Here is a 15,299-nt window from a genome sequence, read left to right as displayed (position 1 = left end):
ATTATAAAAATTAATCTTCTTTATTTTCTTCTAATTTGTCTTCGTCTTTAGAGGCATCTTTAAATTCTTTAATGCCGCTACCTAAGCCTCTCATTAATTCAGGTATTTTTTTACCTCCAAATAATAAAAGAACTACTACTACTACTAATATTATTTGTGGTGCACCAATGGCTAAAAATGTTTGTAAAGCTATCATCTTGTATGATTTTTATAGAAAACAAAGATACTAAAAAGTTTATAGAATCGTATTAAATTTTAAAAAGTGAATATTTAATAAAATAAAACAACAATTATATATATTTATAATGCTTAATAAGATAATTTATTGTTGTGTTAGTTAAAGTTTAATACTAGCATTATATTTGTGATTAATGGCTAAGAAAACAAAGAAAAGGAAAGAAATAAAAAGAAAACTGCTTCATAAGTATCGTTTAGTAATATTAAACGAAAGTACTTTTGAAGAGAAAATATCTTTTAAGCTTAGTAGACTAAATGTTTTTGTAACCGGAACTCTTTGTATTATAGCACTAATTGGCTTTACTACTTTGTTAATAGCTTTTACCCCTTTAAGAGAATATATTCCAGGGTATTCTTCTACAAAACTTAAAAGACAAGCTACGGTACTTACTTATAAAACGGACTCTTTAGTGAGAAGATTAAATTATACCAATAGGTATTTAGATAATATTCGTAAAGTATTAAGAGGAGATATTGAGAATAATGAAGTGAGTAGAGATTCTCTTTTTGGAAAATTTAAATTAGATCCATCAACAGTAGATTTAACACCAATTAAACAAGATTCTTTGTTAAGAGCAGAAGTAGCTTTAGAGGATAAGTATAATTTATTTGAACAAAATACAACAAACACCGATTTTATTCTTTTTCCTCCAATATCTGGAATAATTTCTCAAGAATATGATGCAAATGCAAAACACTATGCAGTAGATGTGGTTGCACCCAAAGATTCTCCAGTAAAAGCTATTGCAAACGGCATGGTTATTTTTGCAGAGTGGACAGCAGATACAGGTTATGTAATTATTATAGAACATAAAGATGGTTTATTAAGTATATATAAGCACAATGGTTCTTTAAACAAAAAACAAGGAGAAGTTGTTAGGGCTGGTGAAGTAATTGCATCCGTAGGTAATACGGGAGAATTAACAACAGGTCCGCATTTACATTTTGAAATATGGAATAATGGTGCGCCAGTAAACCCAACAGATTTTATAGATTTTAAATAAAACGTATGTCATTAAAATCCGTAGCCGCAAAAATATTTGCAAAAAATATTGTAAATAAGACTTTAAAGTGGGTAAATAACCCGGTTAAAGCGCAGGAAAAAGTATTTCAAAACCTAATAAATACAGCAAAAAACACTTCGTTTGGAAAAGATCATAATTTTAATAAAATAGGTTCTTTTGAAGATTTTTCTAAAGCAGTACCCGTTAGAGATTATGAGGAGTTAAAGCCTTATGTAGAGGAGGTTGTAAAGGGTAAAGAAAATATTTTATGGCCAGGAAAGCCTATATATTTTGCCAAAACATCTGGCACAACTTCTGGAGCAAAATATATTCCTATAACAGAAGAATCTATAAAAGAACAAGTAAATGCTTCTCGTAATGCAATACTAACTTATATTAACGAAACAGGTAATTCCTCTTTTGTAGATGGTAAAATGATTTTTTTGCAAGGTAGCCCAGAATTAGAACTAAAAAATGGAATTAATTTAGGTCGTTTATCAGGAATATCTGCACATTATGTTCCAAATTATTTACAAAAAAATAGGCTTCCCAGTTGGGAAACCAACTGTATAGAAGATTGGGAAACTAAAGTAAATGCTATTGTAGAAGAAACCATAAATGAAGACATGACTGTTATAGCAGGAATACCTTCTTGGGTACAAATGTATTTTGAAAAGCTAAATGAAAAATCTAAAGTAAAAGTTGGAGACTTATTTAAAAACTTTAATTTATTTATTTACGGAGGTGTAAATTACGAACCATACAGAGCCAAGTTCGAGAATTTAATTGGAAGAAAAGTAGATAGTATAGAACTGTTTCCTGCTAGCGAAGGTTTTTTTGCCTACCAAGATTCTCAAAAAGAAAAAGGCATGCTTTTGTTACTAAACTCTGGAATATTTTATGAGTTTATAAAGTCCGATGATTTTTTTGAAGAAAACCCAAAACGACTAACAATAAAAGATGTAGAAATAGATGTAAATTATGTTATGATTATCTCTACAAACGCAGGTTTATGGGCATATAACCTTGGAGATACCGTTCAGTTTATTTCTTTAAAACCCTATAGAGTAATAGTTTCTGGGCGTATAAAACATTTTATATCGGCATTTGGAGAGCATGTAATAGCTAAAGAAGTTGAGCAGGCTATGCAAGAAGCTATTGGCGCAACTAATGCTAGTGTAAATGAATTTACGGTTGCACCACAAATAACACCACAAGAAAATGAACTTCCATTTCACGAGTGGTTAATAGAGTTTGAAACTTTACCAGATAATATGGAAAAGTTTATTGAAACTTTGGATACATCTTTACAAAATCAGAATAGTTATTATTACGATTTAATAGTTGGGAATGTGCTTCAAACCTTAAAAATTACACAAATAAAACCAGGAGGATATACATCTTACATGAAATCTATAGGTAAACTAGGAGGTCAAAATAAAGTACAAAGACTATCTAATGACCGTAAGTTAGCGAATGGATTACATAAGTATAGTACTACAATTAGTTAAATATAAATTGTAATTTTACATGAAATAGATATATGGGAAAAGCAATAATTACAACTAGAGCACAAGAATCTACCAATGCTATAGAACGCTTGTATATTACAATGCGCCATTTATTTAATCGCGGCTTTTATAAGCCAACTGGAATATCTGGACAAACACTTAAAGATGCTTTACTATTATTACGCCCAGAAATTTATGGTTCTATTGCAGAAGAAAAATCAGAATTAAACGGTCTTATTTATGTTTTAGAACGCCTACCAGAAGGTATAGAGCAATGCAGATTTATAAACTTAACCGCAGACGAAGGCTATAGTAAATCTCATTTTAAAGCTATAGTTCCTCCTAAAAGAAGAAGAAATTGCTATAGAATTGATGATGAGCAAATGAATATTGAAATAACCAGAGGGCGCTCTGATATTTATGATATTCTAACGCATATAACTTTTTTAATTATTGAATCTGAAAAAATTTGTAAAAGGGTTTTAATAGAAGACACGAATAAGACTATAAGAGATTGGGGAAAGCTAGAAGCTTCTGTTAGTAAAAAGAAATTATCTCAGTCCGAAAGAGAAGTAGCATTAATACACACCGCAAATATTTTAGGGCGTTCTTTTGAAGAAATTATTAGTGTTTATGAAAAGTTTGCTACCAAAACAGATCCAGAAAGATTCTTAAGAATAATATACTGGTTAGGTAAACTAGCAATAGAGGAAGAGGTTTCAGGAAACAAGCGAGCAATTACCTTTAGCTCTATACTTAGAGAAACCTTAGGTCATCATATACATGGGGAGCTTTGGGCAAACACAATAAAAGAAACTTTAGTAGCTAATAACTTACTAAACAGACCCATCCATATTATTAGTGCAAACATGCATAGTGTAATGAATTCTTTATTTGCAAGAAAAGCACTTAAAAATGAATTTAAAGACACCAAAAACGATTTAGAAATTTATGAAGCTTTAAGCGCTTCAGAAAATGGAAAATTAAGGGACAAGGTTAAAAGTGTTGCTCTAAAAAATGGTATGATTAGTATAGATGATAAATCTGGGACTAATATAGATATTCAGATTTTTGACATGGCTAAATTAGGAAAAGATAGTTGTTGTTACTCTTTTTCAGATACATTAAAAGAAGAAGAGCTACCAGTAATTTTTGTGATGGACTATGCATTTGGAGAACAAGCATATGAAACTATAGATGAGTTTTTAAAACCATATAAAAAAGAAGGTGAGAAACCTCAATTTTTAAATATTGATTCAATCTCTGTTATGGGGAAAGCAGGTATATTAGATGGCGGTAAAGGAGATTTAATGATTCCTTCTTCTCATATCTTTGAAGGCACCGCAGATAATTATCCTTTTAAAAACGAATTGTGTGCCGAAGATTTTAAAGGACATGGTTTACAAGTTTTTGAAGGTACAATGGTATCGGTTTTAGGAACATCATTGCAAAATAAAGATATTCTTAAGTTTTTTTATGAATCTACCTGGAATGTTATAGGCCTAGAAATGGAAGGTGTACACTACCAAAAAGCAATACAATCTGCATCTAAAATACGTAAGAGTATAAAAGAAGATGTAAAAGTAAGGTATGCCTATTATGCTTCTGATAATCCATTAGAAACAGGAAGCACATTAGCTTCTGGTGGTTTAGGGACTACAGGCGTAAAACCAACCTATTTAATTACAGATAAAATTTTGAAACAGATATTTAATACCAAATAAAATGGAAGAAAAATCACCAACAAACAATACTTCTTCTGATGAAATAGATTTAGGGCAGTTGTTTGAGTTAATTAAAAAAGGATTTCATAAGGTTTTTATTGGGATTCTTCGCGTATTTCTATACTTTAAAAAAAACCTACTAATTTTAGTGCTTTTAGGAGTGGTAGGAGTTGGTTTAGGATATGGTTTAAAACAAATATCTACCATCACAAAAAAGACAGAGGTTATTGTAAAACCTAATTTTGAAAGTAAGGATTATTTGTATGGAATAGTTAATGAATTACAGTCTAAAATTAAAGGAAAGGATAATGAATTTTATAGTAGTATAGGTATAGATTTAGAAGCTATAAAAGGATTTAAAATAGAAATTGAACCTGTTCAGGAATCTAATAATAAGGTAGTAAATTTAGAAGAATCCTTAAAGTATTTAGAATATCTAGGAAATCTTAAAGATGATAACTCCATAAAACAAGTTGTAAAGAATGAAGTTTTGGCAAGTAGTTATGTAAACCATAAAATTTCTTTTTTATACAAAGATGCTAAAATGGGGCAAGATGCTGCGGAGAAAATTATAAGCTATATTAATAAAAATAAGTACTTTCAAGAACTAAAAGAAATATATTTAGACAATGCAGAGTCTCAAATAAGAGAAAATGAAGCACTTGTTAAACAAATTGATTTATTAGTAACAAACTATACAAAAGCCCTTGGAAGTAAAAACGGTACATCTGGAGACGGAATGGTATTGTTAGGCGGAGAAGAAGGGCTAGATATTCCTCAGCTATTAAATCTAAAGAATAAATTAATAGAAACTACAGGTACTAATAAGTTGGAAATTAAAGAACAACAAGAAACTATAAAAATATTAAACTTTGGAGGGCCACAACAAATTAAACAAGCATTTTTTACTAAAGGGCTTGTTTTAATACCTTCTATTTTAATTTTTCTATTTTTTGTTTGGTCGTTCATTAAATATTTAAATAAAAAAACAAAGGAGTTATTATAAATGGATAAACCAAACCAAAAAATATTAATTACAGGAGGAGCAGGTTTTATAGGCTCTCATGTTGTTAAAAGGTTTGTGCTTAAATATCCAAACTACAAGATTTATAATATAGATGCCTTAACATATGCAGGGAATTTAGAGAATTTAAAAGATATAGAAAGCCTTCCTAATTACACTTTTATAAAAGGAGATATAGTTAATGAGAATTTTATTTTTAATCTTTTTGATACGCATAAGTTTGACAGTATAATACATCTAGCAGCAGAATCTCATGTGGATCGCTCTATAAATGAACCACTAGCATTTGTAAAAACAAATGTTATTGGTACATTAAACTTATTACAAGCTGCAAAGAAAATATGGAAAAGGAATTATATTAACAAACGATTCTATCACATAAGTACAGATGAAGTATTTGGTAGTCTGGTTAACAACAATGATTTTTTTACAGAAGAAACTAATTATGACCCTAGTTCTCCATATTCAGCTTCAAAAGCTAGTTCAGATCATTTTGTAAGGGCCTATGGAAAAACGTATGATTTGCCCTATGTAATTTCTAATTGTTCAAATAACTATGGTCCAAATCAGTTTCCAGAAAAATTAATCCCACTTTTTATAAATAATATCATTCAAAATAAACCTTTACCAGTATATGGAGATGGTAATTACACAAGAGATTGGTTATACGTTATAGATCATGCATTGGCTATTGATTTAGTTTTTCATAAAGGAAAGATTCACGAAACGTATAACATTGGTGGGTTTAATGAATGGAAAAACATAGATTTAGTAAAGTTACTTTGTGACTTGATAGATCAAAAACTTAATAGAGAAAAAGGAAATAGTAAAAAATTGATTACATATGTTAAGGATAGACCAGGACACGATTTAAGGTATGCTATAGATGCTAATAAAATTTATAAAGAATTAGGATGGAAACCATCTGTTACTTTTGAAGAAGGATTAGAAAAAACAATAGATTGGTTTTTAGAAAATAAAGAATGGTTACAGAATGTAACGTCGGGTTCCTATAGAGAATATTATCAAAAACAATACCTATAAAGTTATAAAATGAAGGGGATTATTTTAGCAGGTGGGTCAGGAACAAGGTTATACCCATTAACGTTATCTATAAGTAAGCAATTAATGCCTATTTATAATAAACCAATGATTTATTATCCTCTAGCAACACTTATGTCTGCAGGAATAAGAGAAATACTATTTATAACAACACCAAAAGACCGTCCTCTTTTTCAAAATTTATTAGGAGATGGTTCTCAACTAGGTTGCTCCTTTGAATATATTTCGCAGGAGAAGCCTAACGGACTTGCAGAAGCTTTTATACTTGGAGAAAAATTTATTGGAGAAGATAAAGTAGCTTTAATTTTAGGAGATAATATCTTTTATGGATCAGGCCTAGCAGATTTGCTTCAAAATAACAATAATCCGGATGGAGGTTTAATATATGCTTATCACGTACAAGATCCAGAAAGATATGGTGTGGTTACATTTAACTCTGAAGGCAAGGCTATTTCTATTGAGGAAAAGCCAATGAAACCAAAATCTAATTTTGCTGTTCCTGGGATTTATTTTTATGATAACGATGTTGTTACTATAGCAAAGAATATTAAGCCAAGTAATAGAGGAGAATTAGAGATTACAGATATTAATCGTGTATATCTTGAAAAAGGAAAATTAAATGTAAGTATATTAGATAGTGGTACCGCTTGGTTAGATACAGGAACTTTTAATTCTTTAATGAAAGCATCACAGTTTGTTGAAGTGATTGAAGAAAGACAGGGGTTAAAAATAGGTGCTATTGAAGAGGTTGCTTATAATATGGGATACATCAATAAAAAACAACTTCAAGAACTTGCTAAGCCATTATTTAAAAGTGGTTATGGAAAATACTTATTGGATTTAAAATAATTGTATTGAAGGTAACAGAGACTAATTTAAAAGGTTGTTTTATTATAGATCCAACAATCTATGAAGATGATAGAGGTGTGTTTTTTGAAACATACCAAAAAGAACGTTTAGATACTATAGTTGGGTATGAAGTAAATTTTGTCCAAGCTAATCAATCTTTATCTCAAGAGGGAACATTAAGAGGACTCCATTTTCAGCGAGGTAATTATGCTCAGGCAAAACTGGTTTCCGTTGTAAAAGGGAATATTTTAGACGTTGTCGTAGATATTAGAAAAGATAGTAACACTTATGGAGAACATTTTAAAATACAATTGTCTGAAATAAATAAAAAACAACTTTTTATACCAAAGGGTATGGCACATGGTTTTTTAGCTTTAGAAGAAACTATTTTTACATATCAATGCGATAATTTTTATAATAGGAATTCCGAACAAGGGATTATTTATAATGATGAAAAATTAGGCATTAATTGGGGGTATCCAGAATCTAAAATGATAATTTCATTAAAGGATAGAGAGTTACCATCATTTTCAGAAATAAAGTTATGAAACGGATTTTAGTTACTGGAGCAAATGGGCAATTGGGGAAATCAATTCAAGAAATTTCAAGAAATTACCCAAATATTAATTTTGATTTTAAAAGTTCTAAAGAGTTAGATATAACTAATCTTATTGATTTGAAGATTTTGTTCCATACAAACACATACGATTATTGTATAAATTGTGCAGCATATACAAATGTAAAACAAGCAGAAAAAACTCCTGAAATTGCTTATAAAGTAAACACTGAAGGAGTTAAAAATTTGGCTGAAAGTTGTCAAAAAAATCATACTATTTTAGTGCATCTTTCTACAGATTATGTTTTTGATGGGGAAAAAGAAGAACCATATACAGTTAATGATGTTCCTAACCCAATTAATGCATATGGGAAATCTAAATGGGAGGGAGAAAAATACATTCAAAAAATATTAAAAGAGTATTTTATAATTAGAACTTCTTGGTTGTATAGTAAAAAATTTGGCAAGAACTTTTATAAGACTATTTTGGAGAAGGCACAAAAAGGAGAAATTCTGAAGGTAACCAATGAACAAATAGGGTGCCCAACAAATACTTTAAATTTGAGCTTATTTATAATTGAAAAAATTGTTTTAAATAAAAATAGTATATATGGAACATTCCATTTTACAGATAAGCTTCCAATGACTTGGTATGAATTTGCAAAGCTAATTTTAGAAGAAAATAATATGGAAAAATCTATTAAGATTATTAAATCTAAAGATATTTCTTTAAACTTAAAAAGACCAAAAAATAGTGTAATACAATAATTAAAATTTATTTAATTATTGTATTACAAAAATATAGTAGCTTTGTTAAACTGCTAAATAAAAATTTTAATTAACAAACGAAAATTATAACATGAAATTTAAGGAACCAAAAGTAATTGCAGAAATAGGATGTAACCACAAGGGAGAAATGGATATTGCTAAAGAGCTAATTAAGTTAGCGAAAGAGTGTAATGCAGATGTAGCTAAATTTCAAAAAAGAAATAACAAAGAATTATTAACTAAAGAACAATATTTAGCAGAACACCCTAATCCTTCAAATTCATACGGAGATACATATGGAGAACATAGAGAATTTTTAGAGTTTTCTGTTGAACAGCATGAAGAGTTAAGAGATTATTGTAACCAAATAGGAATTGAATATTCTACCTCAGTATGGGATGTAACTTCTGCGAGAGAAATGATTTCTTTTAAGCCTTCTTTATTAAAAGTTCCTTCAGCCTGTAATAATCATTTTGAAATGCTAAAGGTCCTTAGAGATGAGTATTCTGGAGATGTACATTTATCTTTTGGTATGACAACTCAAGATGAAGAAGAAAAGATTGTAAATTTTTTTTTAGAAAAAAAACAAGCCAAAAGGTTGGTAATTTATTCATGTACTTCAGGGTACCCTGTTCCATTTAAAGATGTTTGTTTATTAGAAATTTCTAGGTTAAAAGAAAAATATGGAGATAAAGTTAAAGATATTGGTTTTTCTGGTCATCATCTAGGTATTGCAATAGACAATGCAGCAGTAGCACTGGGAGCTACTTGGGTGGAAAGACACTTCACAAAAGATAGAACTTGGAAAGGAACAGACCATGCCGCTTCATTAGAACCTGCAGGTTTACGAAAACTTTGTAGAGATATTAAAGCAACTTATGATTCTTTGTCTTATAAGGCTGAGGAAATTCTTCCAATTGAAGAGGTTCAAAGAAAAAAGTTAAAATTTCAAAAAGCATAATTTGGAAACAATAGCCTTTATTCCTGTTAGAGGAGGTAGTAAATCTATAAAGAATAAAAACATAAAGAATTTCTGTGGTAAACCTTTAGTTTATTGGGTAATTAAAGCTGCTTCAGAGTCTAAGTATATAAACAAGGTAATTGTTGCTACAGATGATAATAAAATAAAAGAACAAGTTGCTGGTTTTAGTTTAAAAAAAGTTGAACTATATAATAGACAACCTCAAAATGCTACAGACACTTCATCTACTGAAAGTGTAATGATTGAATATTTGAAAAATGTTAATTTAGATTTAGAGAGTAAATTTATATTAATTCAGGCAACTTCACCTTTTTTATTAGAACAAGACCTTTCTAGTGCAATTGAGCAAATGGATCAGGGTGTTTATGATTCCGCTTTAAGCGTTTGTAGAATAAAAAGGTTTTTTTGGGGTAAAAACGGAACTCCAATTAATTATGATTATAATAATAGACCAAGGAGACAAGATTTTGACGGTATATTAGTAGAAAATGGAGCTTTTTATATTTCAACTGTTAAAAGCATTTTGGAGAATGAAAATAGATTAAGCGGTAAGATTTTAACCTATGAAATGCCAGAATATTCTATTACAGAAATAGATGAACCAGACGATTGGGTTTTTGCGGAATATATAATGAAAAAATATATTTTAATTAAAAATAAATCATCTATTAAATTAGTACTTACGGATGTTGATGGAGTTTTAACCGATGCAGGGATGTATTATTCTGAAAGTGGTGATGAAATAAAAAAGTTTAATACCCACGATGGTATGGGGTTTCAACTGTTAAGAGAAGCGGGTTTTAAAACAGGAATAATTACTTCTGAAAATACAAATATTGTTAAAAACAGAGCAGAAAAGCTTAAAGTAGATTTTTTGTTTCAAGGAAAAATTAATGGAGGAAAACTAAATGCAGCTCAAAGTATTTGTGAAAAATTAAATATTACTTTAGATGAGGTTGCATATATTGGAGACGATATAAATTGTAAAGAACTGTTAACTAATGTTGGTATTTCTGCTTGCCCTAAAAATGCTACAAGAACAATAAAAGAAATATATAATATAAATATTTTAGGTAAAAAAGGAGGAGAAGGTGTGTTTAGAGAGTTTACAGAGCTTCTTTTGAAAGAATAGAGTGTAAGGTTATGAAAATACTTATTATTGTAGAATCTCCATTACAACTAATTAATGCTAACGAATATATAAGTAGTTTAAACCAAAAGACTCAATGTAAATTTTACTTTATAAACTGTAAAAGTGAAAGTAATATTTTACAAATGAGAAAAGTCTTTAAGACTTTAAAGATAAAGGGAAATGTAATTGAAGCATCTAAGAATAATGCTTTAAAAAACTTTTATACTAGAACCCTTTACTATATAAAAATAAGAACCTTAAAAATTAAATTAAATTATAATGAAAATATGTTTGATTTGGTATTAATGGGACACATTTTATCAATGTATCAAACAGTTTTAGTTAATGGAGTAACATCTAAAAAAATTGTAATTTTAGATGATGGAAACTCTGCATACATGGAACAAAAAAGATTAAGAAAAGAGAAAATTTTTTCTTTTTTTTCTCCAAAGCAAGTATTTATTGCAAAATTAACAGGATGCAATATTAATTTAAATTATAAGCAAGGAAAATTAAATTTTTATACAATGTATAAAGATTTAATTACGGATAAATACTCTTACTTAAATTTTGAGTTTAATAATTTTAATAGGTTAAGAAAATTATTGTCTACAAAAGTAACTAATACTGAAAAAGTTTTTTTTATCGGGTCTCCGTTTAATGGTAAGATAATATCAAGAGATTATTTTAATAAAAATATAGAGAAGATTACTAAGCATTATTTAAATAAACAAATTGTTTACTTTCCTCATAGATATGAGGACAAAGAACAATTAGAAGTTATTAAACAATTCGGGTGGGAAATAACAAATTTTAATTTACCAATTGAAATAGCATTGGTAGAAATGAAATTTTTACCATTAGAGTTTGCTTTTTTTTATTCTACAGCATTTGTTAGTATTTCTAAATTAGTAGACAAAAACTTTACTTCTTTTGAAATAGATAGTTCAGAATTAATGCTTCAGTATGATTTAATTACAGGGCTTTACCAAGAATATGTTTCTAATGAGAGAATAAATAAAATAAATCTTTAATAAATGCTTTTATAAATTTTTAATGAGTAAAATAGTACAAAATTCTACTATATACATATTCCTAAATTTTTTTCAAAAAGGAATAAACCTATTATTACTTCCTGTATTAACAGTTTATTTGACCACAAATGATTATGGAATTGTAGCAGTTGTAGTAGGAATTAATTCTTTTCTTAATATATTTTATTTATTATGCTTAAATGCAAGTTTAAATAGGTTTTATTATGAGTATAAAGGAGACAAATTAAAAACTAAAAAGTTATTTGGAACTATAATAACCTTTGTCTTAATTTTTAGTGCTTTTTTAAGTTTAATTCTTTTTGTTGCTCATAAATGGCTAATTGACCCTTTTTTAGATTCAATTGATTTTTTTCCTTACATGTTTTTAGGGATGATTTCCGTTTTATTTAACCCAGTATTTGCTATTTTTCAAAGTGCTATGCAAGCAAAACAAGAAGGCAAACGTTTTGGAAAAAATAACTTTGCTTTTTTTATTGTTAACGTAGTATTTGTGTTAATAACAGTTTTAGGGTTTAATTTAGGAGCGAAAGGAGTACTTGGTTCTTTGGCTATTACCAATGTTCTTTTTGGATTTTATACATTAGGTAAATTTGGCAAAGAAATTGTTTTTGGTATAGATTGGCAGATACTTAAAACATGTTTAAGATATTCATTGCCTTTAGTACCACATTCATTATCTGCAGTAGCTACAAATTTTATCGATAGAATTTTTGTAAATACCTTTTTAAGCACCTCATTAGTTGGTATATATAGTCTAGGGAATGTTTTTGGTAGTATTGTTTTGTTTATAGCTACAGGTATTAATCAGGCTTTTGTTCCTTGGTTTAATGAAAAAGTAAAGAAACAAGAACAAAATCAGATACCAGAAAAAGCTAAATTAATTGTATTAGGTTATTGTATTATTGCTTTGGGGCTTTCTTTTTTTGGAAAAGATGTAATATCTATATTAACTCCTAAAGCATACCATGACGCTTGGCAAGTAGTTCCTTTTTTTGCCTTTTCTGCTGTTTTTAATGGTATTTATTATTTTTTAGTTGCTCCATTGTTTTATAATTTAAAAGCGAATGGAAATAGAATTATTCCATTGCTCACAATTTCTACAGCGATAATAAATATAACTTTAAATTATTTTTTTACTATAAAGTACGGTATTATGGGTACAGCAGTATCCACACTAATATCTAAAATGATACTTGCTGTTTTAGTAAGTTTAGTTTATAAAAAGTTTATGAAGATTAATTTTTATGTTAAACTTATGATGATTTATGCATTTAGTTTTTTCATCTTATCGTTATTAATTTTTGTTAACTTTGAATGGAACCAATTTTTAATAAAATTAGCTATTTATCTCTTGTTAATTGTAATAGTATTTATTATGAATAAAAAAAAATTCATAGAACTTTCAACTACTTTTAGGAAGTATTAAAGATGATAAATGCGAGTAACATATGATAAAAAAAGTAATAAAATTTAGTTATGATACTTATCGAAGATTTTCAAAATATTTTTTTACATATCTTGCTAATTTAAGTGTTGGGTTTAAAAGAGGAAAGTTAACTGCGAATGGCTTCACTCTTTTAACAAAGAATACAAAAATAGGTAGTAACATTAATTTTAACGGTTTACGTGTCTTTGGCCTTGGAGAGGTAAATATTGGGGATAATTTTCATTCAGGAAGAAATTGTAAAATAATTACTGATATTCATAATTATAATGGCAATAGTTTGCCCTATGATAGCACTTATATTATTAAAAAAGTTATCATTGAAGACAACGTTTGGCTGGGGTCTGATGTTACAATACTTGGAGGTGTTACTATTGGTGAAGGAGCAATTGTCCAAGCAGGTAGTGTTGTTGTAAAAGATGTTATGAAATTAGCAATTGTTGGAGGTCATCCAGCAAGCAAATTTTCTGAAAGAGATAAAGAACACTATTACAGATTAAAAAAATTAGAAGCATTCCATTAAAACAATTATTTGTTATTTTCATAATCTAAAACTGAATAACTAAAACAAAGAGATTGAACATTCTTTTTATAAATACCCTATATTATCCTTATCAAATTGGTGGGGCTGAAAAATCTGTACAACTTTTGGCAGAAGGTCTTGTTACATTAGGGCATACTGTTTCTGTTTTAACATTAACAAATAAAAAGAATAACCAAGAGGATAAAAATGGAGTTACTATTTACCGTTTAAAAATTAAAAACATTTACTTTCCTTTTACAAAGACGAAGAAAGGAAAGGTGTCTAAAGTTATATGGCATTTACTTGACTCATTTAATCCGTTTTACACAAAGGAAATTAATAATATTATAAAAGTAACCAAACCTGATATTGTTAATGCCAATAATTTAAGTGGTTTTTCTCCTTATATATTAAAAACTATTCATAAAAATAAAATTCCAATAGTAAATACGTTAAGAGATTATTACCTTTTATGTTATAAAGCAACCATGTATCATGGGGGTTGTAATTCAGAAAAGCAATCTATGTTGTGTAAATTAACTGCTAATCAAAAAATTAAATTAGTAAATAAATATAGTTTTGCAACTATTGGCATTAGCGATTTTATTTTGAAAAGACATTATAAATTTGGTTTAAACAAAAACCCCCTAGACAATGTAATATATAATACAGTAGCTTCTAATTCGATTAATAGTACCACAGAAATTGATGAGAAAATATATAAAATAGGTTATATTGGTAGAATTTCAGAAGAAAAAGGAGTCTTATATTTGTTAAAAATGTTGTCATCAAAACCTTTACATAAGTTACATTGGAAATTATTTTTAGCAGGCAATGGAAGTGATGACTTTATAAATACAATTAAAAAGAATTTTCAAAAATTAAATATAGAGTTTATAGGGCATGTAAATAGTGATGAATTTTATAAAAAAATAAACCTTTTAGTAGTACCTTCTTTATGGGAAGAACCCTTTGGTCGAGTTGCTCTTGAGGGAATAAAAAACAACCTACCTGTTTTAGTTAATAATGTTGGTGGTTTAAAAGAGTTATCTGTTAAAATAGGAGGTATTTCTATTTTAACAGAGCAAAGCTTAGAGACTTCAATAATACAAAAAAAAATTATTGATAAAGAGAAAGCTATTAAAGATCTAGCGTTTTTCTCGTTAAGCAATCATATTGAAAAATGGCTTACTCTTTCAGAGAGTGTAGTAAATAACTATAAGAAAGAATATTAAAAATATATAACTTTGAAAATACAAACCAGTGTATTCTTTAACTATTTTTTGCTTTTCTTACCATTTACGCAGGCTTTAACGGTACATTTATTTTTCCCACTTAAGGTATCGGAAATTCTACTTTTTATTATAATTTTCTTTTCACTACAATTAAAATTAAAGAAAGATTATATTAATACTATAAGAAAAATAG

General features: G+C 28.3%; 15 protein-coding genes. 14 read left to right on the top strand and 1 reads right to left on the bottom strand.

The annotated features are described in order from the left end of the window. Positions 1–10: 10 nt before the first annotated feature. Positions 11–196 (bottom strand): twin-arginine translocase TatA/TatE family subunit, encoded by a 186-nt coding sequence (gene tatA, locus CLV91_RS04265; protein WP_121064313.1) that lies wholly within the window; start codon positions 194–196, stop codon positions 11–13. 175 nt (positions 197–371) lie between these two features. Between tatA and CLV91_RS04260 the strand changes: the two genes are divergently transcribed. The 14 genes from CLV91_RS04260 (at position 372) to CLV91_RS04195 (ending at position 15,106) form a co-directional block, all read left to right on the top strand. After that, the gene (locus CLV91_RS04260) at positions 372–1,241 is read left to right on the top strand and encodes a M23 family metallopeptidase (RefSeq protein ID WP_121064311.1); all 870 of its coding nucleotides are present in this window, start codon (positions 372–374) and stop codon (positions 1,239–1,241) included. Positions 1,242–1,246: 5 nt separating this feature from the next. Beyond that, on the top strand, positions 1,247–2,752 hold the full coding sequence (locus CLV91_RS04255; protein WP_121064309.1) for a GH3 auxin-responsive promoter family protein: 1,506 nt from the start codon (positions 1,247–1,249) through the stop codon (positions 2,750–2,752). A 32-nt stretch (positions 2,753–2,784) separates the two neighbouring features. Next, positions 2,785–4,476: a DUF6909 family protein gene (locus CLV91_RS04250; protein WP_121064307.1), complete on the top strand. Its 1,692-nt coding sequence runs from the start codon at positions 2,785–2,787 to the stop codon at positions 4,474–4,476. Position 4,477: 1 nt separating this feature from the next. Next, entirely contained in the window at positions 4,478–5,482 is a 1,005-nt protein-coding gene (locus CLV91_RS04245) for a hypothetical protein (protein ID WP_121064305.1), read from the top strand. Then, a complete protein-coding gene (gene rfbB, locus CLV91_RS04240; RefSeq protein WP_121064303.1) occupies positions 5,483–6,544 on the top strand; it encodes a dTDP-glucose 4,6-dehydratase in 1,062 nt (353 codons plus the stop codon). Between the two features lie 9 nt (positions 6,545–6,553). Further along, a complete protein-coding gene (gene rfbA / locus CLV91_RS04235; protein WP_121064301.1) occupies positions 6,554–7,411 on the top strand; it encodes a glucose-1-phosphate thymidylyltransferase RfbA in 858 nt (285 codons plus the stop codon). 5 nt (positions 7,412–7,416) lie between these two features. Beyond that, positions 7,417–7,959, top strand: a complete 543-nt coding sequence (gene rfbC / locus CLV91_RS04230; RefSeq protein ID WP_121064299.1) for a dTDP-4-dehydrorhamnose 3,5-epimerase — start codon at positions 7,417–7,419, stop codon at positions 7,957–7,959. Continuing rightward, positions 7,956–8,735 (top strand): dTDP-4-dehydrorhamnose reductase, encoded by a 780-nt coding sequence (gene rfbD / locus CLV91_RS04225; RefSeq protein ID WP_121064297.1) that lies wholly within the window; start codon positions 7,956–7,958, stop codon positions 8,733–8,735. Before rfbC ends, rfbD begins: the two co-directional genes overlap by 4 nt. Positions 8,736–8,826: 91 nt before the next feature. Beyond that, positions 8,827–9,696, top strand: coding sequence for an N-acetylneuraminate synthase family protein (locus tag CLV91_RS04220; RefSeq protein WP_121064295.1), 870 nt, complete (start codon positions 8,827–8,829; stop codon positions 9,694–9,696). Position 9,697: 1 nt separating this feature from the next. After that, positions 9,698–10,849 carry an acylneuraminate cytidylyltransferase gene (locus tag CLV91_RS04215; protein ID WP_121064293.1) on the top strand — a complete coding sequence of 384 codons (1,152 nt, stop codon included), beginning with the start codon at positions 9,698–9,700 and terminating at the stop codon, positions 10,847–10,849. 11 nt (positions 10,850–10,860) lie between these two features. After that, positions 10,861–11,883 (top strand): hypothetical protein, encoded by a 1,023-nt coding sequence (locus tag CLV91_RS04210; RefSeq protein WP_121064291.1) that lies wholly within the window; start codon positions 10,861–10,863, stop codon positions 11,881–11,883. Positions 11,884–11,905: 22 nt separating this feature from the next. Beyond that, the gene (locus CLV91_RS04205) at positions 11,906–13,330 is read left to right on the top strand and encodes a lipopolysaccharide biosynthesis protein (RefSeq protein ID WP_121064289.1); all 1,425 of its coding nucleotides are present in this window, start codon (positions 11,906–11,908) and stop codon (positions 13,328–13,330) included. Between the two features lie 22 nt (positions 13,331–13,352). Then, entirely contained in the window at positions 13,353–13,871 is a 519-nt protein-coding gene (locus CLV91_RS04200; RefSeq protein ID WP_121064287.1) for an acyltransferase, read from the top strand. Positions 13,872–13,924: 53 nt separating this feature from the next. Continuing rightward, complete coding sequence (locus CLV91_RS04195; RefSeq protein WP_121064285.1) at positions 13,925–15,106, top strand: glycosyltransferase family 4 protein; 1,182 nt, start codon at positions 13,925–13,927, stop codon at positions 15,104–15,106. Positions 15,107–15,299: the final 193 nt, after the last annotated feature.

Source organism: Maribacter vaceletii (assembly GCF_003634105.1).
Classification (GTDB): domain Bacteria; phylum Bacteroidota; class Bacteroidia; order Flavobacteriales; family Flavobacteriaceae; genus Maribacter_B; species Maribacter_B vaceletii.
Note: the sequence above shows the minus strand (reverse complement) of the source record. Positions and strands in the feature narration are given on the sequence as shown.

Bases quoted from the DNA above. Each gene is read 5' to 3' on its own strand.
- CLV91_RS04220 (WP_121064295.1), top strand. From the start codon at position 8,827: ATGAAATTTAAGGAACCAAAAGTAATTGCAGAAATAGGATGTAACCAC.
- CLV91_RS04210 (WP_121064291.1), top strand. From the start codon at position 10,861: ATGAAAATACTTATTATTGTAGAATCTCCATTACAACTAATTAATGCT.
- CLV91_RS04245 (WP_121064305.1), top strand. From the start codon at position 4,478: ATGGAAGAAAAATCACCAACAAACAATACTTCTTCTGATGAAATAGAT.
- rfbD (WP_121064297.1), top strand. From the start codon at position 7,956: ATGAAACGGATTTTAGTTACTGGAGCAAATGGGCAATTGGGGAAATCA.
- CLV91_RS04255 (WP_121064309.1), top strand. From the start codon at position 1,247: ATGTCATTAAAATCCGTAGCCGCAAAAATATTTGCAAAAAATATTGTA.
- CLV91_RS04260 (WP_121064311.1), top strand. From the start codon at position 372: ATGGCTAAGAAAACAAAGAAAAGGAAAGAAATAAAAAGAAAACTGCTT.
- rfbA (WP_121064301.1), top strand. From the start codon at position 6,554: ATGAAGGGGATTATTTTAGCAGGTGGGTCAGGAACAAGGTTATACCCA.
- CLV91_RS04250 (WP_121064307.1), top strand. From the start codon at position 2,785: ATGGGAAAAGCAATAATTACAACTAGAGCACAAGAATCTACCAATGCT.
- tatA (WP_121064313.1), bottom strand. From the start codon at position 196: ATGATAGCTTTACAAACATTTTTAGCCATTGGTGCACCACAAATAATA.
- rfbB (WP_121064303.1), top strand. From the start codon at position 5,483: ATGGATAAACCAAACCAAAAAATATTAATTACAGGAGGAGCAGGTTTT.
- CLV91_RS04200 (WP_121064287.1), top strand. From the start codon at position 13,353: ATGATAAAAAAAGTAATAAAATTTAGTTATGATACTTATCGAAGATTT.
- CLV91_RS04205 (WP_121064289.1), top strand. From the start codon at position 11,906: ATGAGTAAAATAGTACAAAATTCTACTATATACATATTCCTAAATTTT.